The sequence below is a fragment of the Streptomyces sp. 3MP-14 genome, assembly GCF_006334905.2.
GTDB lineage: Bacteria > Actinomycetota > Actinomycetes > Streptomycetales > Streptomycetaceae > Streptomyces > Streptomyces triticirhizae.
In genome coordinates, this window is the sequence record NZ_VDLZ02000008.1 from 124,386 (window position 1) to 147,809 (window position 23,424).

A 23,424-nucleotide genomic window follows, 5' to 3' on the forward strand; every position below is an offset into this window, starting at 1 on the left:
ATGGACGGAACGCTTCTCTTCCAGAGCCTGGTGCTGGGCGTGCTGCTCGGCGGGCTCTACGCCATCCTCGCGGCGGGGCTGACGCTCTACTTCGGCGTGATGCGGGTGGTGATGATCGCCCACGCCGCCTTCGTCATCCTGGCCGCCTATCTGGCCTGGTACTTCCACCGGGAGACCGGTCTCGATCCGCTGTTCTCTATGGTGTTGACCGTTCCTCTCTTCTTCGGGATCGGGGTGCTGATCCAACGGGTGCTGATCACCCGGCTGCGGCCCGCGACGCTGACGATGATGTCGGTGCTGCTGACCTTCGCGGTGGCGCTGCTGATCGAGGGGCTGCTGGGCCTGGTCTGGTCCGGCACCCAGCGGCGCATCCAACTGTCGTACTCGGGCAGCAACTTCGAGTTCTTCGGCGCCCGGATCGCGGTGGTCAAGCTGATCGCCTTCGGGCTGGCCGCGGTGTCCCTGGCTCTGCTGTTCCTCCTGTTGAAGAAGACGAAATTCGGTCTGGCGCTGCGGGCCACCATCCAGCACCGGGAGGCGGCGCAGCTGGTCGGCATCCGGACGGACTGGGTCGCGGGCGTCGGCTTCGGCATCGGTCTGGCCACGGCCGCCATCGGCGGCACCGCGCTGTCGCTGGACGCCACGATCTATCCGTCGCTGCACTGGAGTTGGATCGGCCCGCTGATGGCGATCATCGTGGTCGGCGGCCTCGGCTCGATCCCGGGCACGGCGATCGCCGCGTTGGTGCTCGGGATCGGACAGAGCCTGCTTCAAGTCGAACTCGGCACCACCTGGGCGCAGACCCTGTTCTATATCGCCCTGTTTGTGACGCTGATGCTCCGCCCCCAGGGATTCTTCGGAGGTCGTCTTGCCCAACGCTTCTGACACCGAGGAGAGAACCGTCGAGGGGACGGCCGGGAGGGGCGCCGGCGGTTTCACGCCGCTGGGCTGGGCGCGCAACGCGACGCTTGTGGTGGGTGCCGCGCTGGTGCTGCTCTTCCCGGAACTCGTGCCGAACGCCTATGTGCTCTCGGCCGGCGTGATCGTCGCCTGCTACGCCTGCACGGCCACCGCCTGGAGCTTCATGGGCGGCTTCACCGGCTATGTCTCGCTGGGGCACGCGGCGTTCTTCGGCCTGGGCGCCTACAGCACGGGCCTGCTGATCAGGGACCTGTCGCTCCAGCCGTTCCTCGCCTGGCTGTTGGCGGGGCTGATCGTGCTGGTGGTCACCGTCCCCGTGGGCATCGCCGCGCTGCGGGTGCGGGGCGCGTCGTTCGTGATCGTGTCGATCTCCTTCGTGCTGATCCTGCTGCTGGTCTTCCAGGCGTGGGAGGACTTCACCGGCGGCGCCAACGGGCTGAACGTGCCCCGGCCGTTCGCCGACCTCTACCGTCCCGACCACCACCGGATCTTCTACTACCTGTTTGTCGCGCTGCTCGCGGTGATGCTGCTGACCTGGTGGGTCATCGACCGCTCGCGGTTTGGCGCCGGGCTGAAGGCGGTGCGGGAGGACGAGGACAAGGCCGAGGCGCTGGGCGTGCCGACGCGGGACTACAAGCTGGCCGCCTATCTGATCTCGGCCACGTTCACCGCGCTGGCCGGCGGGATGTACGCGCTGTGGTTCGGCGATCTGGACCCGATCTTCCAGTTCTCTATCCTGCTGGGGGCCTACATGGTGCTGATGGCGCTGCTCGGCGGCGCGCGGAACATGTTCGGGCCGCTGGTGGGGGCGGTGGTGGTCGGGACGGCGCTGGAGTACTTCAAGCTGGAGTTCGGTGACACCCAGCTCCATCTCGTCACCACGGCCGCGCTGTTGGGGATCGTGGTGCTCTTCATGCCGGACGGGATCATCCCGGCGATCGGCGCGCTGCTGCGCCGCCTCGGCCCGGAGCAGGCGTCGATCCGGGAGGTCACGGCGGAGGAGCTGCTGGCGCGGAACCAGAAGGCGTCCGATGGCCCGCCCGACGGCGCGGGCGAACCCGACGGCGCGGGCGAGTCCGAGCACGGGGCCAGGTCCGAGAGCGAAGGCGGGGGCGGGCGATGAGCGAGGAGACGGCGGCGGCTGCGGGAACGGCGACGGGGCTGGAGACGGTCGCACTGACCAAGTCCTTCGGTGGAGTGCGGGCGGTGGACGAGGCAACGGTTACTTTCCGTGACGGTCGGATCAACGCGCTGATAGGCCCCAATGGTTCCGGCAAGACCACCTTTTTTAACTGCGTCACCGGAATGATCAAACCCGACTCCGGATCGGTCCTTTTCCGAGGAAAGGAGATCACCGGCCGGGCACCGCACCGGATCGCGCGCGGCGGCATCGGCCGCAGCTTCCAGCTCTGCCGGATCTTCCCCCGGATGACCGTCCTGGAGAACCTGCTGGTCGCCGTCCGCACGGACGGACTGCGCCAGCTGCTGGCGCGGTCCCGCGACGCCCAGGCCATCGAACGGGCGCGCGGCCTGCTGGTGCGCGTCGGCCTGGACCACCTGGAGAACGCCGAGGCCGGCGCCATCTCCTACGGGCAGCAGAAGCTGCTGGAACTGGCCGGGGTGCTGATGTCCGACCCCGACACGATCATGCTCGACGAGCCGGCCGGCGGCGTGAACCCCTCCCTGATCGGCCGCATCGGCACGCTGGTGCGGGAGTTGAACGCCGAGGGCAAGACGTTCCTCATCGTCGAGCACAACATGGAGATGGTGATGAGCCTCTCCGACCACGTGGTTGTCTTCGACCGGGGCCGTCCCATCGCCGAGGGCCCGCCGTCCGTCGTGCAGGAGGACCCGAGAGTGCTGGAGGCCTACCTTGGCGTCTGACGAGTCCCAGAAGCCGCCGGCCGACGCCGGGCGCGCCCGCCCGCTGCTGGTGCTGGACGACGTGTACGCCGGGTACGGCCGGGCCGCGATGGTGCTGCGCGGCCTGTCCGTCGAGGTGCCGCCGCGCACCGTGGTCTGCCTGGTCGGGCCCAACGGCGCCGGCAAGTCGACCGTGTTGAAGGTCGCCAGCGGACTGCTCCGCCCTCGCGAGGGCCGCGTCGTCGTCGACGGAGCGGACGTCACGGGACAGGGCCCGCAGCAGATGCTCCGCTCCGGGCTCGCCCATGTGCTCCAGGGGCACAGCGTCTTCCGCGAGATGACCGTCGAGGAGAACGTGCTGCTCGGCGCCTACACCCTCAGGGACCGCGCGCGGATCGCCGAACGGGTCGCGTTCGTACGGGAGTTGTTCCCGGTGGTGGGGGAGCGGTGGAAGCAGCTGGCCGGGCTGCTCTCCGGCGGGCAGCAGAAGCAGGTGGAGTTCGCCCGTTCGCTGATGATCGACCCCAAGGTCGTGCTGCTGGACGAGCCGTCGATGGGCCTCGACCCCAAGACCACGGCGACCGTCTTCCAGCAGATCGCGCGGATGCGGGACGCCGGCACCGCCGTGCTGCTGGTGGAGCAGAACGCCCGACGCGCGCTGGAGACCGCCGACCTCGGCTGCGTCCTCGACCTGGGCCGCGTCCACATCTCGGGCCCGGCCGCCGAACTCCTCGCCGACCAGCGGCTCTCCGAGCTGTACCTCGGCGGCCGCCCCAAGGCGGCGTCCTGACCAGCCTGGGGTCCCGACCCGGGGCGCGCGCCCGTGTGCGGCGCGCGCCCTGACAACGCCCCGCGCCCCCTGACAACGAGCCCCGCCCCCCGCCCGTTCAGCCCCGCGCCCCCGTTCGCACCCGTTCCCCCTCTCTCACACCCGGTTCACCCTCGCGCACCATCTCGCACGACCTCCCATGCCCCCACGTCCTGCGGAGAGTCCCATGAGAAGCAGACGCACAACGGTCGCCGCGACCGCCGCCGCAGCCGCCGGCGCGCTGGTCGCCACCCTGCTCGCCGGCCTGCCCGCCAGCGCCTCCGACGCCGGAAGCCCAACGGCGGCGGGCGCGGCGGCCGTCGACGGCTTCGCGCCGCTCGCCGTCTTCGACGACTACGCCAACGGCAGCCTGCGCACCCAGGGTTCCTGGCACGTCAACACCCCCGGCGCGCCCGACGGCGCCGTCGTCTCCGACGAGGCGCCCGCCGCGCTCTCCGGCAAGGCGCTCACCATCTACCTCTCCGGCCGCGACCCCGTGCGCTACCGGGGCAACGCCTACGCCGAGCTGGGCGACCTCACCCTGGGCCCGGCGGCCACCGGCACCGCGTTCTTCGAGTTCGTCGCCGACGAACGGCAGGCCACCGGCCTCAACATCGGCCTGAGCGCCGACGAATCCCCCGGCCTCGGCGCCGACACCACCGGCGACCCGTTCGACCTCGACGACTTCGGCCCCCACCTCACCCTGGACGCGCGCGGCCTGGTCGCCCGCGACGGGGACGAAGACCGGGTGCTCGACACGGACGTCGAGGACGGCGAACGGTACGCCGTCTGGCTGGTGGTGGACAACGCCGCCGACACCTACCGGGTGCACACCGCGCACGCCGGCGGCGAGCCACGGCCGGCCAGCGGGCCCGACGGGCAGACGGAGTTCGCGTTCCGCACCGGCGGCGACGCCGAGCTGCGCACGTTCCTGCTGCTCAACGACGACCAGAACGTGCCGACCGGCGACGTTCACCTCGACGAGATCCACCTCTCGCCGGCCACCGCGACCACCGCCAACCCGGCGCCCGCCTACGCCGAGGTCGTCGACTTCGAGGCATACCAGCCGGCGGCGCTCGACGGGCAGGACGGCTGGAGCGCCGACCAGGACGCCCGGGTGCTGGCCGACCCGACCGGGTCGCCGGCGCCCAACCAGGTCGTCGAACTCACCGGGAACAACCTGGCCGGGCACCGCCCGGTGCCCGAGATCGCCGAGGGCGCGACCGGCACGGTCTTCTTCCGCGCCCGGCGCGACGGCCCGGTCGACACCTCGCTCGGGCTGACCGACGTGGACGCCCCGGCCGGCTTCCCCGACATGCGGGTGCAGGCCAACAGCCAGAACAGCAGCGACCTCCAGGTGCGCGACGGCGACGCGTTCGCCCAGGCCGGCACCTGGTCGGCCGACGCCTGGCAGTGCGTCTGGCTGGTCGCCGACAACGCCGACGACCGGCTGCGCCTCTACAGCAGGGGCGGCCCCTACCGCACCACCACCCGGCTGCCGGTGAGCGAGGAACTCGACTACGCCTTCCGCCAGTCCACGGCCGAGGGCCTGGACCGCTTCTTCGCGCTCAACGGGGGCACGTCCGCCGGCCGGCTGCTGCTGGACGACATCGCGGTGGACCAACACTCCGTCAATCTCCGGGTGCCGAGCGGGAACGCGGAGGACTGCCAGGCCGTTGACCAGGGTGACGGCCCCGTCGAGACCCCGATCCCCGAGACCCCGTTGCCCTCCGACGTCCAGCTGCACCTGGACGAGGTGACCGACCTGCCGGCCACCGGCGGCGACGGCACCGCGCGCATCAACTACGTCTCCGAGCTGCCCGGCCCCGGCGGCCCGGAGAGCGGTCGGCTCGCCGTGCCCGATCTCAACGGTCCGCTCTATCTGGTGGACGAGGAGACCGGGGAGCAGACCGAGTACCTCGACGCGGCCGACACCTTCCCCGACTTCGTCATCCAACCCTCCCTCGGCACCGGACTCGGATTTGTCGCCTTCCACCCCGAGTTCGCCGAGAACGGCCGCTTCTACACGGTCCACACCGAGGCCGGCGACGCCCTGACCAGCGCGACGCCGACCTTCACCCCGCCCGAGGACACCCGCGTCCACGGGGTGATCACCGAGTGGACCGCCGACGACCCGGGCGCCGACACGTTCGCCGGCACCCGGCGCGAGGTGCTGCGCATCGGCTACAGCCGGTTCCTTCACGGGCTCCAACAGATCTCCTTCAACCCGCTGGCCGGGCCCGGGGACGCCGACTACGGCCTGCTGTACATCGCCTCGGGCGACGGCGACGAGGTGCCCAACTTCAGCGACCGGCCGCTCGACCCGGGCGAGCCGCAGGGCAAGCTGCTGCGCATCGACCCGGCCGGCGACAACGGGCCCGGCGGCGCCTATGGCATCCCGGCGGACAACCCGTTCGTCGGCCAGCCCGACGCGCTCGGCGAGGTCTACGCCCTCGGCTTCCGCAACCCGCACCGCTTCAGCTGGAACCCGGCCGACGGCCGGCTGTTCGTCGGCATGATCGGCGAGCAGTCCATCGACTCCGTCTACGACATCGAGCCGGGCGACAACGCCGGCTGGAACGAACGCGAGGGCGGCTTCGTCTTCCGCAGGGACGACCCGTCCAACGTCTATCCGCTGCCGCCCGACGACGACGCCTTCGGCTACACCTACCCGGTGCTGTCGCTGGGGCGGAACTCCGGCGTCTCGCTGGTCGGCGGCTTCGTCCCGCCCGACGGGGTCTACCCGGTGCTCGACGGCCGCTATGTCTTCGGCGACATCGTCAGCGGCGAGCTGCGCTTCGCCGAGGCCGCCGCCTTCGAACGCGGCGGCGAGCGGGCCCCGTTCCACGCGGTGGGCGTCATCGGCCCGGACGGCCAGCCCACCACGATGGCGGAGCTGACCGGCGGCGGCCGGGTCGATCTGCGGTTCGGGCAGGACGCGGAGGGCCGGCTCTATCTGCTGTCCAAGGCCAACGGCAAGGTCTGGCGCGTCACCGAGGTCACCGGCGACGCCGGGCAGCAGCCGACGCCGGGCTGCGCCGTCGGCGACACCGTGACCACCGATGTCGGCGAGGCCGCCGACTGGGCGCCGCTGACGCCGGGGCTGTGGCGGTTCGAGAACGGCGAGGTGATCCAGACCGCCGCCGGCGAGGAGCCGTCCGGGCCCCGACGGCCGTTCGAGTACGCGGTGTTGACGGCGGGGCCGGCGTACTCCTTGTTCGTCTACGAGGCGACGGTCCGCATCGATGAGCCGGTGGCCAGGAACGATCGGGATGTGGTGCTGATCTATCACTACGTCTCGCCGACCCGGTTCTCCTACGTTCATCTCTCGCAGGACAACACCATCTACCCGCACAACGGGATCTTTGTCGTCAACGAGGCCGACCGGGTGCGCGTGGACGACCAGTGGGACGGCCAACTCGGCGCGCCGCCCGCCATCGACGACACCGACTGGCACGAGGTGCGCGTCGAGGTCTGCGCGGAGACCGGCGAGACGGCCGTCTATCTCGACGGTGCGGACGAGCCGTTGCTGACCGCGACCGACACCACCCTCGGCGCCGGGCGGCTCGGCTTCGGCTCCTTCGACAACTTCGGCCGGGTGCGCGACGTGACCGTCACGGGCACCCCGGCGGAGAACGCGCCCTGATCCCGGGCCGCCGCCCGGTCAACGGCCCGTTCCGCGCGGGCCGTTGACCGAGCGGCGCCGCGCTCACGCGCCGGGGCCGCCGTTCGGCGAGAGGCCGGCCGCCGGTGGCGTCCAGCGGGCGCCGGCGAAGCGGGCCAGCGCGGCCGAGACATCGGCCGGCAGCGCCGGCACGTACGAGAGCGGCAGCACACAGTAACGCCCGCCCCCGCTGCGGAAGGAGCGCGGCGGTAACGCGGCGCCGGGGCGCAGCGTCACATGCACGGCGTAGACCTTGGTGTCCCGCCCCCTGGTGGTGACCTTCTGGACGTCGACGGCCAGCACATCGGCCCAGGCGAGCCAGCCGTTGCGCCGCCCGACGCGGAACGCCAGGTGGTCGGGCGTCAGAAACAGCTCGGTCGTGACCGGCGGCCTCGCCAGCCCCACCAGGCTGATCAGCGCCGCGAAGCCGCACCAGATGGCCGCCGCGACCAGGGCCCTGAGCGGCTCCCCGTTCAACGCGGCGCGGATCATCAGCACCGCGGCGACCAGCAGCAACGCCGGCCAGTGCGCGACCGGGAGGCCCCGTTGGCGGACGGTCACGCGGAAGGCGTGGGCGTCGTCCTGGTGGACCTGCCAACCCTTCCGCCCGGCTGCGGGGCGGGACTCGACGTCCCTGATCTCCTGCCGCAGCGACCGGCGCGCGGCGGGAACGGGAGCGCCGGCGGCGGGCGCGGTACGTGGGGCGGGCACGGGCCCGCCGAGTCGAGGCGCCGTCGGGGCGAGCAGGTGCCGCTGGAGGCTCAGGTGGCGGAAGCGGAAGGTGCCGCCGCCCTGGGCGAGCAGCCCACCGGCGTGCGCGTCGCGCAGGAACTCCATCAGCGACCACGGCACCACGCCGCGCGAGGCCAGCCAGCACTTGGCGAGCAGCCAACGGCTCCACGGGCTCAGCAGGAAGAGCACGGCCGCCGCGCCGAACCAGCCCATCACGCCCTGCCCGACGCCGGCCGCCGGCGCCACCCCGAACCAGTCGTGCGCGGCCTGCCCGATCCCGATCAGCGGCGCCACCACCGCCATCGACAGCAGCGTGGCGCGGCGTTCGTCGGCGAGAAGCCCCGCCGGCGTCGCCGCGTCCACCGTGTCGGCGGGCGCGGCGATCGCGACCATCAGCAGCGGTGCGAGAACGGACCCGCAGACCGCCGTCACCAGATAGGGCCGCTGGTCGAACGCCTCCGTCGAGACCAGGACGGTGATCACGGCCGGGTAGAGGACGGCCACCGAGGCCCAGGCCGCCCGCCGCACCGAGGCCGCCCGGCTCGCCGAGCGCAGCGCGGCGTGGATGCGGAACGGGTTGGCGCGCCGGCGCGGCTCGCCCCGGCGGGCGCCGAACCAGTGCTCGGCGGCGAACCACAGCAGCGCTCCCTGCAACGCCCCCATGGAGAGCGAGAGCTCCATGCCCAGCGTGGCCGAGAAGTCCTCGGCGTACCAGGCGGTGAACGCCTCGGCGGCGCGCGCGAGGCCCAGGGACAGGCCGAACAGCACGGCCACCGTCACCAGCCAGCTCGTCGGCCCACGGAACAGCCGCCACCAGGCCAACTCGGCGGTGCCTTCGGCGTCGAGGCGGCGGGCGAGCGCGGTGAGCCAGCCGCGCGCCCGCGCCGGGTTCCAACGGCCCGGGGCGTGCAGCCGGTCGGGGTCGGTGGGGTCCTCGGTGAAAACGGCGGGGAAGACGGCGTCGAGCAGCCGGCGTTCGACGTCCTCGCCGTGCGCCAGCAGCTCCTCGGGCGCGGGGGAGCGGCTGGCGAGCCAGATCATCAGCGGGTTGGCGAGCGCCCGGGCCAGGGGCGCGCCGGGGTCGCTGGCCAGCGCTTCGGCGACCGCGCGCCACCGGTCGTGGAGGCGGGAGGGCGTGGCGCGGAGCAGGTAGGCCGTCGCCTCGGACAGCTCAACGGGCCGGGCGGTGAGCGTGGAGGCGCGGGTGATCTCCGCGCCGGCGGCGACCGTCTCGCGGTAGGCGTCCTCCCGGGAGGCGAGGATGACCGCGTCGTCCCGGCCGAGGGCGCCGTCGATCCCCTGGAGGACCTGCCGCCGGCGGTGCGGGGGCAGTTCGTCCAGCCCGTCGAGGACGGGGAGGAGCCGCTGCCCGGGAATCCGGTCCCGGGCGGCGGGCGGCAGGCTGCGCCTGACCCAGGCGTGGAAGTGCTCCTTCGCCGGGTCGAAGCCCTCCAGGGTGAGCAGCACCGGAACGGGTGCGCCGGCGGTGGCGAGGCAGCGGGCGGCGAGTTCGCGGGTGAGGTGGATCGCCAGCACCGACTTGCCCGAGCCGGGCGGGCCCAGGAGCAGTAGCCGGCGGAAGGAGAGGGAGAGGAAGGCGTCCACCAGCGCCGCCGCGTCCCCGGCACGCGTGTCCCCGCCGTGCCCGTGGCCGGCGTGCCCGTGGCCGGTGGCCGGCGCCCCGTCGGGCGACGCCGAAGCGGTCTGCCAGCGCGCCGCCCACCGGACGTGCAACGGCTCCCGCTCCGCCGCCACGTCCCGCGCCCGCAGCTCGGCGCCCCACTGCGCGTGCACGCTCAACGCCAGCTCACGAACGGCCCGTTCGACCGGATCGGCCTCCGTGATGACGGCGTTGACGGTGACATCGCCGATGACCTGCCCGATCTGCACCACATAGTCGGCGCGCCCGGACATCTCGTTGTGCACGAACAGCGGCCCGCCGTCCCCGCGTGTCTCCCCGTCCATCTCCTCAGCGTTCCCGTGGGAAGTCCTCGGCAGTGGCCCGTTGGCCGCCGCCCTGTTGATCCCGCCCGCGCCGCCGGCCGGGATCACGGGGAGAACGTCGGGCGAGCGGCGTCGCGTTCCGCCAAGCCCCGTGGTGCGGTGGCGCGTTGGGGGCGCGCAGAGACACGCGTGCGCGGGCGCGCGCGCCCTCACCCGGGGGCCCGGGACCCCGGCCCCTCAGAGGTCCAGGCCCCGCCTCACGCCTTGACCGCTCCCGAGGCGAAGCCGGAGGTGACCTGGCGTTGCAGCAGCAGGAAGATCAGCAGCGCGGGCAGCGCGAAGAGGGAGGAGGCGGCCATGGTGGCGCCCCAGTCGGTGCCGAAGGTGTTCTGGAAGGAGGTCAGCCACACGGGCAGGGTGCGACTGTCCTGATCCTTGATGATCAGGAAGTTGGCATAGGCGAACTCGTTCCAGGCCGTGATGAACCCGAAGAGCGAGGTCGCCATCAACCCCGGGGCCAGCAGCGGGAAGACCACCCGCCGGAACGCCGCCGGCCGGGTGCAGCCGTCCACCTGCGCCGCCTCCTCCAGCTCCTCCGGCACCGTGGCCAGGAAGTTGCGGAGCACCACGATGGTGAACGGCAGCGTGATCATGAAGTAGATCAGCGTCAGCGCCGGCAGCCGGTCCAGCAGGTCGGCGTCCCGGTACATGATGTAGATCGGGATGATCAGCGACTCCCAGGGCGCCATCTGCGCCGCGAAGATCAGCACCAGGAACGCCCGCCGCCCGCGCCACCGCATCCGCGCCACGGCGAACGACGCGGCCAGCGCCACCACCAGCGCCAGCAGCACCGCGCCGACCGTCAGCAGCAGGCTGTTGCGCCAGAACAGCCAGAAGCCGTCACTCTCGATCGCCGTCCGAAAGTGATCCAACGTCCAACTGAGCGGAACGAGTTGCGGCTGATCGGTCTGGATGTCGGTCGACGGTTTGAAGGCCGTGGAGAACATCCAGTAGACGGGGAAGACGCAGAACGCGAAGACCACGACGGCCAGCGTCGAACGCAGCGGATGGCGCCGCCGCCGGCGGCGCGGGGGCGCGGCCGGGGCCGACGCCTGAACAGACGCCGAGGTGGTCGGGACGGAGGGTGTCACTGTTCGGCCTCCTGCCGGTACAACTGGCGGAAGTAGATGACCAGAACGGTCGACATCAGCAGCACCGTGATCATTGAGGCGGCCGAGCCCAGGTCGTAGCGCTGCGCGGAGAGCGCGGTCTGCACGGCGTACACGGGGAGGATGGTGGTCGCGTCCCCCGGCCCGCCCTGGGTGATCACCCAGATCTGGACGAACGCCCGGAAGGTCCAGATGACTTCGAGGCAGAGCACCAGCAGGAAGATCGGCCGCAGCATCGGATAGGTGATCGTCCGGAACGCCTGCCAGGCGCTGGCCCCGTCCAGCCTGGCCGCCTCGTGCAGCTCCCTGGGCACGGTGGTCAGTCCGGCGTAGAGGGTGATGGCGGCGAACGGGATCGACTGCCAGACCACCAGAAAGACCACGATGGCGAAGGCGGCCGGTCCGTTGGCAAACCACGGATAGCGGTCGAAGGACTCGAAGCCCAGGCTGGTCAGTGACCAGTTGACCACTCCGTACTCGGAGTGGAACATCCACTGGAAGACCGTGGTCGCCGCGATCACCGGCATTCCCCAGGCCAGCACCAGGCCGCTGAGCACCATCGTCCGCCCGAACCTGCCCAGCCGCTCGACCAGCAGCGCGACCAGGGTGGAGAGCACCATGATCGCCACCACGTTGATCGCCATGAACAGGAACGTGCGGCGGACCACCTCCCAGAAGCGGGAGTCGCCCAGCAGCGTGGCGTAGTTGTCGAAGCCGACGAACTCCGCGTCGCCGTTGATGAGTTGGCGGAGCTCGAAGTCCTGGAACGAGATCAGCACGCCGCGCAGCAGCGGCACGAGCAGCAGCGCCGCCGTGCCCAGCACGGTGGGCGCGATCAGCAGGTAGGGCCACCAGCCCGAGCCCCGCTGCCGGCCGGCCGGCTCGTTGGACGCGGCGCCGGCCGGCGGTGCCTCGGGAACGGAAGGGGGATCGGGCGGCGTGGCGCGCTCCGCGCGCCGGCCGGTGGCCTGCATGGCACTCCCTTCGACTCGGGCGAGGTCGTGTACGGGCGGCATTCGTGAACGGGCGAGAGTCATCGGTGGCCGGGGAACGGCCGGCCGGGCGTCAGGGGTTGAGCGCCCTGGTGATCACCTCGGACGCCTCGCGCGCGGCCTCGGCCGGGTCGGAGCCGGTGAGCACGGCCGTCATGTAGTCCTTGATCGGGTTCTCCGCCTCGACGGCCGCCCACTCCGGGGTGTTGGGCGTCGCCTGCCCATTGGCCGCGCCCACCGCCATCGCCGCCACGCCCGGGTCGTCGGCGACCTCGTCGGCCAGCGAGGTCCTGTTGGGCACATAGCTCATCGCCCGGGACAGCTCCACCTGCCACCGGTCCCCGGTCAGCTCCTCGACGAAGGTGAACGCGGCGTCGGGGTCCTGGGACGCGGCCGGGATGATCAGGTCGGAGCCGCCGGTGAAGACGGCGCCCGGGGTGTCGGGCGTCTTGCCAGGGATCGGGAAGAAGCCGATCTTCCCCTCCAGTTCGGGGTTGCGCTCCACGGCCAGGTTGGCGCCGCCCGGCACGGCGATGATCTGCGCCACCTCGCTGCCGGCGAACACCTCGACCTGCGGCGGCTCGGCCTCGTCGGAGTCGCGCGGCCCCTCGCCCAGCGCCTGGAGCTGCTGGTAGAAGTCCATGCCGGCCAGCGCCTCCGGGGTGTCGAGCGCCCCCTCCCAGCCGTCGCCGGCTTCCACGGCGAGGTCGCCGCCCTCGTCCCAGATGAACCCCGACAGTGCGTACCAGTTCTGGCCCGGCAGATAGATGCCCTGCTGCCCCTCGGGCTCGTTGAGCCGCTCGGTGGCCGCCAACCAGGCGTCGCGCGTGGTCAGTTCGGCCGGGTCGACGCCGGCGGCCTCGAAGAGGTCGGTGCGGTAGATGACCACGCGGTTGGCCGCGTAGTACGGGATGCCGTACTGGCGGCCGTCCACCGCGCCCGGCTCGGCCAGGCCCGGCAGCCAGTCCTCCCCGCCGAGGTCGGCGACCCGGTCGGTGAGGTCGGTGACGCCGCCACTCGCCGCGTACTGGGCGACCTGGGTGTTGCCGACCTCGATCACATCGGGCGCGTCGTTGCTGGCCAGGGCGGCGGTGACGCGCTCGCCGATCCCGTTCCACTCCTGGATCTGGACGTTGACGTCGATGCCGGGATGGGCGTCCTCGAAGGCGGTGACGAACTCCTCCTCGAACTCCTGGCTGACGCTGTCGCGCATCAGCCAGACGTCGAGGGTGACGGGCCCGTCGTCGCCGTCGGAGGAACCTCCCCCGCAGGCTGTCAGGGCCATGACGCTGGTCAGGACGGTGGCACAGGCCAGGGGACGGAACCTCACGGGTCACCTCGTGGTCGAGAGGGCGGAAGTGGCTGCGATGACTGACCAATTGGCTTGGCGACGTGGTAAGCGTCGAAAATGGCATAGACCTTTGGGGCCGTCAAGGGGCGCCGGCCGTTCCCGGCCCGACGATCTTCACGCCCAACTCACCCCGCTCCCGGCACGCTTGCCGCCTCGCACGGCCACCGCCCGTGAGCACGGCGCCCGGGAGGAACCGCCGGCGAACCGGGAACGCGGGCCCGACCCCGGCCCTTGACACCCCGCCCCCGGGGCTGCCACTTTCCTTACCAGTGCAAGGCTTTCCATTACCAGTTGGAAAACCAGAGGGCCGCTCCCGGAAGCCAGACGCCGGGCCGGCCCGCTCCCCGGAGGCATCCGTGCTCATCCCGCTGCCCCGTCAACTCCTGGAACGCACCGGACACTTCACGCTCACCCCGGACACCGCGCTGCGCCTGACCCCCGGCACCGAACCCGTCGCCGACCTGCTGCGCGCCACCCTCGCCCCGGCCACCGGACTGCCGCTGCCCGCCAGCGCCGACGGCCGGATCTCCCTGGTCATCGACCCCGCCCTGGCCGGACTCGGCCCCGAGGGCTACGGCCTGACCGTCGGAAGCGAGGCCGTGCTGCTGCGCGCCGCCACCGCCGCCGGGCTGCGCCACGGCGTCCAGACCCTGCGCCAGTTGCTGCCCCCGGCCGCGCTCGGCGCACGCCCGGCGCGCGGGATCGCCTGGCGCCTGCCCCGCGTCGAGATCACCGACCGTCCCCGCTTTTCCTGGCGCGGCGCGCTGCTCGACGTCGCCCGGCACTTCCAGCCCGTCGCCTTCGTGCGCCGGTTCGTCGACCTGCTCGCCCTGCACAAGCTGAACGTGCTCCATCTGCACCTGACCGACGACCAGGGCTGGCGGATGCCGGTGCCCGCCCACCCCGCGCTCACCGAGGTCGGCGGCTGGCGTGCCGAGTCGATGGTCGGCCGGGCCGGCAGCGGCCGGTTCGACGGCGTCCCGCACGGTGGCCACTACACCCGCCGCGAGCTGACCGAGCTGGTCGCCTACGCCGCCGAGCGCGGCGTCACCGTCGTCCCCGAGATCGAACTCCCGGGACACACCCGCGCGTTGCTCGCCGCCTACCCCCACCTGGGCAACGACCCGGGCCGCCGGCTGCCGGTGTGGACCGAGTGGGGCGTGTGCCCGAACGTGCTTGGCCCGCACGACGCCGCCCTCGACGTGTGCCGCGACGTGCTCGCCGAGGTGATGGACGTCTTCCCCGCCGAACACGTGCACATCGGCGGCGACGAGTGCCCCACCACCGAGTGGGAGACCAGCCCCGCCGCGCTCGCCCGGGTCCGCGCCGAGGGCCTGCCGGGCCCGGCCGCGCTGCGCGGCTGGTTCCTGCGCGACATGGCGAGGTTCCTGCTGGACCACGGCCGCACGCCGGTCAGTTGGGACGAGGGCGAGGACGGCGCCCTGCCGCCCGAGGCGGTCACCATGGCCTGGCGCTCCGGGGCGCAGACGGCGCGCGCGGCGGCGCGCGGCCACCGGGTGGTCGCCACCCCCTGGGACCGCACCTACCTCGACTACCCGCGCTCCGCCGACCCCCGCGAACCGATGGGCCAGGACGGTGTGGTGCCGCTGGAGGCCATCGCCGGCTGGGACCCCGCGCCCGCCGAAGCGCCGCACGCCGACGCGGTGCTCGGCACCCAGGCCCAGCTGTGGACGGAGTTCGCGCCCACCCCGGCCGACGTCGAGTACCTCGCCTTCCCCCGGCTCGCCGCCCTCGCCGAGGCGGCCTGGAGCCCGGCGGGCGCCGCCCCGGCGCACGGCGCCCGCTCGTTGACCACCCGGCTCGTCCGACACGGCGCGCGCCTCGACGCGCTCGGCGTGCACCACCGCGCGCCGCGCCGCCCGCCGGCGCACCAGGACAACGCCCCGCTCACCTGACCACCCCACGCGCCCCCTCCGTTCCCCGCACCACCCCCACCCCAACAAGGAGAGAGCACCCGATGCGTCATCGACACCGCACCCCGGGAGGGCGGCGGCTCGCCGCGCTCCTCACCGGTCTGGCCCTGCTCGCCGGCCTCGGCGCCGCCGGCACATCCCAGGCCGCCGAACCCGCGCCGGCCGCCGACGAGACGGCCGTCGCCGTCCACTACCGCAGCGGCAACACCTCCGCCACCGCCGACCAGATCGAGCCCTGGCTCAAACTGGTCAACAGCGGCGACCAGGCCGTGCCGCTCGACGAGTTGACCATCCGCTACTACTTCAGGGCCGAGTCGCCCGGCACCGACTACCGCTTCGGCTGCTCCTGGGCCGTGCTGGGCTGCGCCAACGTCACCGGCACCTTCGGCCTGTTGACCGCGCCCACCGAGGACGCCGACCGCTACCTGGAGGTCGGCTTCCGCTCCGGCGCCGGCACCCTGGCGCCCGGCGCCGACACCGGCGACCTGCAACTGCGCCTGCACCGCGCGGACTGGCAGACCATCAACCAGGCCGACGACTACTCCTTCGGCGCCACCCAGTCCGCGTACGGCCCCTGGGACCGGATCACCGTCCAACGCGACGGCGCCCTGGTCTGGGGCACCGCGCCCGAGGGCAACGACCCCGGCGAGCCGGGCGAGCCGGGCGAGCCGGGTGAACCGGGCGAGCCGCCGTCGGAGGAACTCTTCGACGACTTCAGCTACACCGCGCACAACGACCCGGCGCTCGCCCAGCACGGCTGGGTGGTCCGCACCAACAGCGGCGGCCCCGGCGTGCCGGGCGCCAGCTGGCCGGCGGAGAACATCACCTTCCCCGAGGCCGAGGGCGGCACCGTGCTCAATCTGGAGTCGGGCACCGACGGAACAGCTGGCGGCACCGAACAGTCCGAACTGTTCACCTCGGCGGTCAAGTTCGAACAGGGCACCTATGCCGCCCGGGTCAACTTCTCCGACGCGCCACGCTCCGGCCCGGACGGCGACCGGATCGTGCAGACCTTCTTCTCCATCAACGACCTCCGGGCCCCGATGGACCCGGACTACGCGGAGTACGACTTCGAGTACCTGCCCAACGGCGGCTGGGGCGAGCCGGCCAACATCCTCTACGCCACCTCCTGGGAGACCTACCGACCCGACCCCTGGGAGGCGGTCAACACCCACACCGAGGAGCGGACCAGCTTCGCCGGCTGGCACGACCTGGTCTTTACCATCGACGAGACCAGCATCCGCTACTACGTCGACGGCCGGCTCTTCGGCGTGCACGGCGAGCCGTACCTGCCGGAGCGGCCCATGTCGATCAACTTCAACCAGTGGTTCATCGACCTGCTCGGCCAGCCCGACACCACCCCGCGCGCCTACGACCAGCAGGTGGACTACGTCTACTTCGCGGCCGACACCGCGCTCACGCCGGGGCAGGTGACGGAGCGGGTGACGGCGCTGCGCGACGAGGGCGTCGCGTTCACCGACACCGTCGCCGCCCGGTGACCGGCCCCGACTGACCGCCTCCGACTGATCGTTCCGGACCGACGTCCGACCGTTCCCGTTCCCGTTCCCGTTCCTCCCCGACCGTTCGGCCGACCCCTGGCACCCGCCCGGAGCCGGCCGAACCCAACTGGTCATATGCTGGTCAACGGCACGCACAGCAACGGCGACAGCAGTCGAGGTCGGGGGAGAGGGCATGACCAGGCCGTCACACGGAGCGGCGCTCAAGCGGGACCGGGTCCGCGAGCACCTGCTCGAACTCATCGAGGAACGCCGCCCGGGCGACGCGATCCCCTCCGAACGCTCCCTCTGCGCCCGCCTGGAGGTCTCCCGCCCCACGCTGCGCGCCGCCGTGGACGAGCTGGTGGCCACCGGCCAACTGGTCAGGGAACACGGCCGGGGCATGTTCATCGCGCCAGGGAAGATCACCCAGGAACTCGTGCCCGGCGCCGGCGACTCGCTCGCCGTCCCGCCCGCCTCCGGCGCCTGGACCAGCCGGCTGCTGCACTTCGCCGTGCAGGCGGCCGGCGTCCGCGTCGGCCGCAAGCTGCGGATGTCCCCCGCCGAACGCGTCTTCGCCGTCGCCCGGCTCCGCCTGGTGGAAACCGTTCCGATGGCGATCGAGTACCTTCACCTGCCGGTCGATCTGGTGCCCGACCTGACCGAGGACGATCTGGCCGCCGGCGACCTCTACGACCATCTCCGCGACCGGCACGCGGTCCAGGTCAGCCAGGCCAGTCAGTCCATCGAACCCACCGTGGTCAGCGAGGCCGAGGCCGAACTGCTCGATGTGCCGCCGTTCTCCCCGGCGTTGCTCTTCGGGCGGGTCACCACCGACACCGCAGGCCGCACCGTCGAGTACTGCCACTCCCTCTACCGGGGCGACCGCTACCGCATCGTCTCCCGCCTCTCCCTCCTCGACGGCGCGCCGTCCGCCGCCGCGCCATCCGCCGCCGGGGGCCACCATCCCGGCATCCCGCCGGCCGAGGCGACGCCCGCCCGCCCGGTCGTCTCCGCCACCACCGGCGACATCCACCGCGCCGACTGACCCCCGGGCGGGCGGCGCGCGGGCCCGTGACGCCGCCCGCATCCGGCCGCATCCCTTCGCCGCCAGGTGCCAACGACGGCGCCCCGCCCGGGAGTTCGGGCGGGGCGCCTGCGTTGTGGGATGCGCGGGTGACGAGGTGCGGTCGGCGGTCAGCGGAGCCAGGCGCTGGTGCGCACCACCGGCAGCCGGGCCCACAGCGGGGCCAGGCCCCAGGTGTCGCCGGCCCGGAAGAGCGCCAGGGCGACCAGCACCAGCGCGTAGACCACGTGGTAGTCCAGGAACGGGTTGCTCGACATGCTGGGCGAGCCGTCCGACAGGTGCTGCGCCAGGGGCCACTCGGCGGCCCACATCAGGGCCATCATCAGCGAGCCCGCGACCGCCGCCAGCCGCAGCCCGACGCCCGCCATCACCGCCGCGCCGATCCCCAACAGGCCCAGCATGAACAGCCAGTCGGCCCAGGCGTCCCCGGCCCAGGACTGGAAGGTGGACTCCAGCGGCCCGACCGAGACGTTGCTGAGGAAGCCCCGGGTCGGCGAGCCGCCGTCGATCCAGGCGTTCTCCGAGGGGGTGGCGTACCCGAGGCCGAAGGTCTTGTCGAGGAAGGCCCACAGGAAGACGAACCCGGTGGCGATCCTCAGCACCGCGAGGAACCGGGTGGCCGGGGTGTCGGCCTGGGCCGGCGCGGTGGCGTCCCTCCCCGAGGCCAGCAGCCGAGAGAGTCCGCCCTGGGTCTGCGGGGTGTCCTGGAGAGTCATGGTCCCTTTCCCTTCCTGGGAGTTGGCGCCGGAGGTCCCGGTCGGGTTCCTCCTGGCGAGTTCCACTCTCCTCGCGGCCCGCCCCCGCCGGATGGGCCGCGCGGGGCCCGCCAATGGGGCCGAACGGACCCTTTCGGCGGGGCTGTTGGGCCCGGTGCCGGCGGGCCCCGGCGTGCCGACGTGCCGTGCGGCACCGGGCCGCCGGGGAACGGGACGCCGGGACCGCAGGGGAACGGGGGCCGTTCGGCCCATGCGGTTCCGCGCGCGCTGGTCCACCCTGGACGGGGGGCACCGGCGGGGTGCCCCGAGGGAACACGGGAGCGCGGGCATGGCTGCGGAACGGGACGGCGCGGGGCCGATCAGGGTCTTCCTGCTGGACGACCACGAGGTGGTGCGGCGCGGGGTGCACGACCTGCTGGACGCCGAGCCGGACATGACGGTCGTCGGCGAGGCGTCCAGCGCCGCCGAGGCGCTGGCCAGGGGGCCCGCGCTGCGGCCCGACGTGGCGATCCTCGACGTGCGGCTCAGCGACGGCGACGGGATCTCCGTCTGCCGCGAACTCCGTTCCCGGCTGCCGGAGTTGGTCTGCCTGATGCTGACGTCCTTCGACGACGACGACGCGCTGCTCGACGCCATCATGGCGGGCGCCGCCGGCTATGTCCTCAAGCAGATCAAGGGCTCCGACCTGATCGCCGCCGTGCGGACCGTCGCCTCCGGGCAGTCCATGCTCGACCCGGCGACCACGGCCCGCCTGATGACCAGCCTCCGCACCGAGTCGGCCCCGGCCGCCTCGCCGCAGGAGGAGGCCCTGGCGACGCTGACCGCCCGCGAGCGCGAGGTGCTGGAGCTGATCGGCGAGGGGCTCACCAACCGGCAGATCGGCGCGCGGCTCTATCTCTCCGAGAAGACCGTGAAGAACCACATCTCGCGGCTGCTCGGCAAGCTCGGCGTGGAGCGCCGCGTCCAGGCCGCGATCCTCGCCAAGGAGGCGGGCGGCGGCGCCCGTTGACCCCCATGCGGCCGTGGCCGTTGACCCGCACGAGGCCGTGGCCGTTGACGGGTGCGCGCTGCCGGACGTCCCGGACGGCGGAGCCGGTCAGCGGCAGCCCGCCGGCAGCGGGTGCCCCCGCTCGACGAGGTGCCGGAGGGCGGCGGCCAGCGAGTGGGCGTCGAAGAGCGCCGAGTGCTCGGCGCCGTCCGAGGGGCGGGCCAGGCCCAGCGCCTTCCACAGCCCGCCCGAGTTGGTGGCGGCGGTCTCCGGTGCGAGGGCGTTCAGCCAGGGCCTGATGTTCAGGAACGCGGCATCCAGAAACCCGTGCCGCGGCACCTCGCCCCGCGCCCGCGCCCAGCCGACGTTCTCCCCCAGGACCATCATGTCGTTGCCGTACGACAACGCCACGCCCCCGGCGCAGAACGCGAAGAGGTCGCCCAGGGCCTGGGCCGGCGGCAGCCCGTCGCGGTCCACGTCCTCCTGGCGGATGCCCGTCAACGCGCAGAAGTAGGGGGACAGGCGCGGGTTGGCCACCGGCCGCACCAGGACCTCGAACTCCTCCCGCACGGACAGGTCCTCGCCCAGCCGCACGGCGCCGATCTGCACGATCTCCCGCAGCTGGCCGGGCCCCGACCAGTCGCCCTCGACCGCGCCCTCCCAGGTGGTGAACTCCAGGTCCAGGGCGACCAGGGACGAGACGGGGGACGACATCACGGATCTCCTTCACCGTCCGCGCACCACCCGCACGAACGGACAACCGGGGCCTTTCGGAACGCCGATGCTAGCCGCCCGTCGCGGCGGCGCCGGCCACCGGCCGGCCGGGACGCCGAGCGCCCGACCGTGGGCAAGCGCGCGCCCCGCTCAGGCGGCCGCCGTCGCGGCGCGTGCCGAGGAGGTGAGGAGGGCGTCCAGCGCGGCGCGGGCCTCGGCGAGTGCGTTCATGCGGGCGTCGAGTTCGTCGCGGTGTTCCCGCAGCAGGTCCCAGACGCAGGGCGCGACCTCGGGCCCTTCGCCCACGAAGCAGGGGGTCAACTCCCGGATCGCGCGCGTCGGGAGCCCCGCGTTCAACAGCGCGCGGACCCGGGCCACCGTGGCCGGCGCTTCGGGCACGTAGAGGCGGTGGCCGCCGGCGGTTCGGGTGGAGATGAGCAGGCCCTGTTCCTCGTAGTAGCGCAACAGCCGCACCGAGACCCCGGTGCGGCGGGCCAGCGCGCCGATGCGGAGGAAGCCGGAGCCTTCGTTGTGACCCACATCACTCCTCGGTGGGTTGAATCTCTCATGGATGTCACATTCTAGGTTGGCGCCATGACCACCAAGGACGGCGCCCAGCGCCCCACCCCCCTCGCCCTCTACGGCTTCCTCACCCCGCGTCCCGAACGCCGGGACGACGTACGGGAGTTGCTCTCCTCCCTGGTCGCCCCGACCCGGGCCGAGGAGGGCAACATCGAGTACCACCTACACGAACAGCCCGACGGCCGCTTCTTCCTCTACGAGGTCTGGCGCTCCCGGGCCGACCTGGACGCCCACAACGCGTACCCGCCGCTGCGAGACTTCCTCGACCACCTGCTCGACTATCTGGTCGCGCCCCCCGAGGCGTATCTGGACACCATGATCAGCCCGCACCCCGACGTCCCGGCGCCCGCGCGCGGTTGACGGCGCGCGGGCGGATGACCACGGCGCCCCGGCACGGCGCCCGACCGGTCACCCAGCCGCCGGAGCCCGCGCCCCCGCCGGCGCCGTCGCCCCCGCCGGAAGGCGGGCCAGGGCCAGCCGGGTCAGCCGGGCGGCGGCCACCGCGCCGGCCGCCGCCGCCAGCGGCAGCAGCGGCGGCACCGCCAGGCTCGCCCCGGCGCCCGCCGCCACCGTCGCCCAGACCCCCAGCGCGCCCAGCGGGTTGGCGCAGGCCAGAAGCGTGGCGTTGCGCAGCAGCGGCAGCGCCGCGTCCGTCGTCAACGCCAGCAGCGGGAACGCGAACGCCCCCGCCAGCGCCACCGCCGCCGCGAGCGCCACCCCGCAGGTCAGCACCGCGCCCCGAAGCGGCGCGCCCTCGGCACGCAGCCCGAACGCGACGTCCGTCGCCACCAACACCGCCCCCAGGCCCAACACCCCGCCCACCGCGAGCCCCCGGGCGAACCGCCGGCGGAACCCCTCGACAAACGTCCGCCACACCGGCGGCGACCCGCCGACGGCCCAGCCGTCCGCGACCGCGCACAGCCCGGTCGTGGCCGCCGGCAGCGTCACCAGCGGCAGCGCGGCCACCGTCCACAGCAGCCCCACGACGACCAGGTCGGCCAGCCGGGTCAGCCCTCGGACGAACGGGTTCTCCTGGTGCATGGCGCCTCCTCGGGGCGGCGGTGGCCCTCGCGACCGCCCGCCGCGTTCGGGTTCACGTTCGGTCGGTCGACCGCCTCCCACCGGCGGTGCCCCCGCCCGACGACGCCGACGGGACATCGCCCCCGGTCGGCGTCGTCGGCGTCGTCGGCGTCGTCGGGCTGGTCCCCGTCGACTCGCGCACCACCAGGCGGCTGGGCACGAACTCCACGCCGCGCGACGGGCGTCCGTCGATCGCCTCCATCAGCCGTAGCGCGGCCGTGCGCCCCACCTCGGTCAGGTTCATGTCCACGGTGGTCAGCGGCGGGCGGGTCGCCGCCGCCATGACCTCCCAGTTGTCGTAGCCGGCCAGCGCGATGTCCTCCGGCACCCGGTACCCCGACTCCCGCAGCGCGTCCGCCGCGCCCCGCGCGATCTGGTCGCTGCCGCAGAAGACCGCGTCCACCTCCGGGTCGGCGCGCAGCGCGGCGTGCACGCCCTGCCGCCCCCACGCCTCCGACCACTCGCCGAACAGCGCCCGCCCGCCGGCCGGTTCGAGCCCCGCCTCGGCCAGCGCCCGCGCCGCGTGCTCGGCCCGCACGGTCGCCGCCGCGTGGTGCACAGGACCCGTGATGTGGGCGATCCGTCGCCGGCCCGTGGCCAGCAGATGCTCGATCGCCAGCCGCGCCCCGCCCGCGTCGTCGGGCGCCACCGAGGCGTCGCCCGCGTCGGTCGAGGGGCCGAACGCGTAGACCACCGGCACCGGGGCGGGCAACGCCAGCGGCGGGCGGGCGTCGGTGCGCCGCCCGGCGACGATCAGCCCGTCGATGCGGCGGGACAACAGGGTGCTCACATAGTGCTGTTCGCGGATGGCGTCGCCCCTGGTGTCGCAGAGGAACACCGAGATCCGGCCGGCCCCCAGGGCGTCCTCGGCCCCCAGCAGCACCGGCAGGCTGAACCGGCCCACGCTGTCGGTGGTGATCAGCCCGACGGTGTAGGTGCGGCCGGAGAGCAGGCTGCGGGCCGCCTCGTTGGGGTGGAAGCCCAGCTTCCTGGCCGCCTCGGTCACCCGCTCCCTGGTCTCGGGGCGCAGGTTCCCCCGCCCGTTGAGCGCCTTGGACGCGGTGCCGGGGGAGACCCCGGCCAGGGCCGCCACATCGCTGAGTGTCGCGGCGCGTCGTTCCTCGCTCCGACGCGGCGTCTCCGACATGCGACTCCCTTCGCGTGAAATGCCTTTCCTCACGCTGCCCCCGCCGTTGATCCCCCGGTGACCAGGGCGCGCCGGGCCATGATGCCACGGCGTTTCCACACTGGCCATGGGCGTGCGTGGCTTTGATCGATCACGTGCACAACCGTTGACTCGCCCCGGTGGCGCTCCTAGAGTCCCGGCCCAGGCAATGGGTTTCCTGAACGTTGCCTTCCCGGCACATGCCCGACCGCCGCGCG

General features: G+C 73.1%; 19 protein-coding genes. 10 read left to right on the plus strand and 9 right to left on the minus strand.

Annotated features, from left to right (window positions below; translation table 11 throughout):
* From FH609_RS15240 to FH609_RS15260, 5 genes are all read left to right on the plus strand, one after another.
* The gene (locus tag FH609_RS15240) at nt 1–885 is read left to right on the plus strand and encodes a branched-chain amino acid ABC transporter permease (protein ID WP_139667774.1); all 885 of its coding nucleotides are present in this window, start codon (nt 1–3) and stop codon (nt 883–885) included.
* Nucleotides 869–2,044: a branched-chain amino acid ABC transporter permease gene (locus FH609_RS15245; protein ID WP_226961685.1), complete on the plus strand. Its 1,176-nt coding sequence runs from the start codon at nt 869–871 to the stop codon at nt 2,042–2,044. The genes FH609_RS15240 and FH609_RS15245 overlap by 17 nt, the downstream gene beginning before the upstream one ends.
* Nucleotides 2,041–2,805, plus strand: coding sequence for an ABC transporter ATP-binding protein (locus FH609_RS15250; protein WP_139667776.1), 765 nt, complete (start codon nt 2,041–2,043; stop codon nt 2,803–2,805). The genes FH609_RS15245 and FH609_RS15250 overlap by 4 nt, the downstream gene beginning before the upstream one ends.
* Nucleotides 2,795–3,574 carry an ABC transporter ATP-binding protein gene (locus tag FH609_RS15255; RefSeq protein ID WP_226961686.1) on the plus strand — a complete coding sequence of 260 codons (780 nt, stop codon included), beginning with the start codon at nt 2,795–2,797 and terminating at the stop codon, nt 3,572–3,574. Before FH609_RS15250 ends, FH609_RS15255 begins: the two co-directional genes overlap by 11 nt.
* Before the next feature lie 205 nt (nt 3,575–3,779).
* Nucleotides 3,780–7,238 carry a PQQ-dependent sugar dehydrogenase gene (locus FH609_RS15260; protein ID WP_226961687.1) on the plus strand — a complete coding sequence of 1,153 codons (3,459 nt, stop codon included), beginning with the start codon at nt 3,780–3,782 and terminating at the stop codon, nt 7,236–7,238.
* A gap of 63 nt (nt 7,239–7,301) precedes the next feature.
* On the opposite strand, the gene FH609_RS15265 is transcribed toward FH609_RS15260, so the two are convergent.
* The 4 genes from FH609_RS15265 to FH609_RS15280 all read right to left on the minus strand — a co-directional run bounded on the left by FH609_RS15265 (nt 7,302) and on the right by FH609_RS15280 (nt 13,423).
* Nucleotides 7,302–9,953, minus strand: a complete 2,652-nt coding sequence (locus tag FH609_RS15265) for an NACHT domain-containing protein (RefSeq protein WP_139667778.1) — start codon at nt 9,951–9,953, stop codon at nt 7,302–7,304.
* A 236-nt stretch (nt 9,954–10,189) separates the two neighbouring features.
* Entirely contained in the window at nt 10,190–10,996 is an 807-nt protein-coding gene (locus tag FH609_RS15270) for a carbohydrate ABC transporter permease (protein WP_226961706.1), read from the minus strand.
* A gap of 83 nt (nt 10,997–11,079) precedes the next feature.
* Nucleotides 11,080–12,075: a carbohydrate ABC transporter permease gene (locus FH609_RS15275; RefSeq protein ID WP_139667782.1), complete on the minus strand. Its 996-nt coding sequence runs from the start codon at nt 12,073–12,075 to the stop codon at nt 11,080–11,082.
* A gap of 91 nt (nt 12,076–12,166) precedes the next feature.
* Nucleotides 12,167–13,423, minus strand: a complete 1,257-nt coding sequence (locus FH609_RS15280; protein ID WP_405378955.1) for an extracellular solute-binding protein — start codon at nt 13,421–13,423, stop codon at nt 12,167–12,169.
* Between the two features lie 377 nt (nt 13,424–13,800).
* On the opposite strand from FH609_RS15280, the gene FH609_RS15285 reads away from it, so the two are divergent.
* From FH609_RS15285 to FH609_RS15295, 3 genes are all read left to right on the plus strand, one after another.
* The gene (locus FH609_RS15285) at nt 13,801–15,360 is read left to right on the plus strand and encodes a beta-N-acetylhexosaminidase (RefSeq protein ID WP_405378958.1); all 1,560 of its coding nucleotides are present in this window, start codon (nt 13,801–13,803) and stop codon (nt 15,358–15,360) included.
* A 62-nt stretch (nt 15,361–15,422) separates the two neighbouring features.
* The gene (locus tag FH609_RS15290) at nt 15,423–16,877 is read left to right on the plus strand and encodes a cellulose binding domain-containing protein (RefSeq protein ID WP_139667786.1); all 1,455 of its coding nucleotides are present in this window, start codon (nt 15,423–15,425) and stop codon (nt 16,875–16,877) included.
* A 193-nt stretch (nt 16,878–17,070) separates the two neighbouring features.
* Entirely contained in the window at nt 17,071–17,922 is an 852-nt protein-coding gene (locus FH609_RS15295) for a GntR family transcriptional regulator (RefSeq protein ID WP_139667788.1), read from the plus strand.
* 149 nt (nt 17,923–18,071) lie between these two features.
* Here FH609_RS15295 and FH609_RS15300 read toward each other — a convergent pair whose 3' ends face one another.
* The gene (locus FH609_RS15300) at nt 18,072–18,677 is read right to left on the minus strand and encodes a hypothetical protein (protein WP_226961688.1); all 606 of its coding nucleotides are present in this window, start codon (nt 18,675–18,677) and stop codon (nt 18,072–18,074) included.
* A 328-nt stretch (nt 18,678–19,005) separates the two neighbouring features.
* On the opposite strand from FH609_RS15300, the gene FH609_RS15305 reads away from it, so the two are divergent.
* The gene (locus tag FH609_RS15305; RefSeq protein ID WP_139667790.1) at nt 19,006–19,686 is read left to right on the plus strand and encodes a response regulator; all 681 of its coding nucleotides are present in this window, start codon (nt 19,006–19,008) and stop codon (nt 19,684–19,686) included.
* 87 nt (nt 19,687–19,773) lie between these two features.
* Here FH609_RS15305 and FH609_RS15310 read toward each other — a convergent pair whose 3' ends face one another.
* Complete coding sequence (locus FH609_RS15310; protein ID WP_139667792.1) at nt 19,774–20,379, minus strand: 3'-5' exonuclease; 606 nt, start codon at nt 20,377–20,379, stop codon at nt 19,774–19,776.
* Between the two features lie 150 nt (nt 20,380–20,529).
* Nucleotides 20,530–20,919 (minus strand): MerR family transcriptional regulator, encoded by a 390-nt coding sequence (locus FH609_RS15315; protein WP_139667794.1) that lies wholly within the window; start codon nt 20,917–20,919, stop codon nt 20,530–20,532.
* Nucleotides 20,920–20,973: 54 nt separating this feature from the next.
* Here FH609_RS15315 and FH609_RS15320 point away from each other — a divergent pair, with 54 nt between their 5' ends.
* Nucleotides 20,974–21,321, plus strand: coding sequence for a putative quinol monooxygenase (locus FH609_RS15320; RefSeq protein ID WP_139667796.1), 348 nt, complete (start codon nt 20,974–20,976; stop codon nt 21,319–21,321).
* Nucleotides 21,322–21,369: 48 nt separating this feature from the next.
* Here the strand turns inward: FH609_RS15320 and FH609_RS15325 are convergent, their stop codons facing one another.
* Together FH609_RS15325 and FH609_RS15330 are read right to left on the minus strand one after the other, a co-directional pair.
* Nucleotides 21,370–22,002, minus strand: coding sequence for a YesL family protein (locus FH609_RS15325; protein WP_193317908.1), 633 nt, complete (start codon nt 22,000–22,002; stop codon nt 21,370–21,372).
* Nucleotides 22,003–22,054: 52 nt separating this feature from the next.
* Nucleotides 22,055–23,188 carry a LacI family DNA-binding transcriptional regulator gene (locus tag FH609_RS15330; RefSeq protein ID WP_139667800.1) on the minus strand — a complete coding sequence of 378 codons (1,134 nt, stop codon included), beginning with the start codon at nt 23,186–23,188 and terminating at the stop codon, nt 22,055–22,057.
* Between the last annotated feature and the right edge of the window lie 236 nt (nt 23,189–23,424).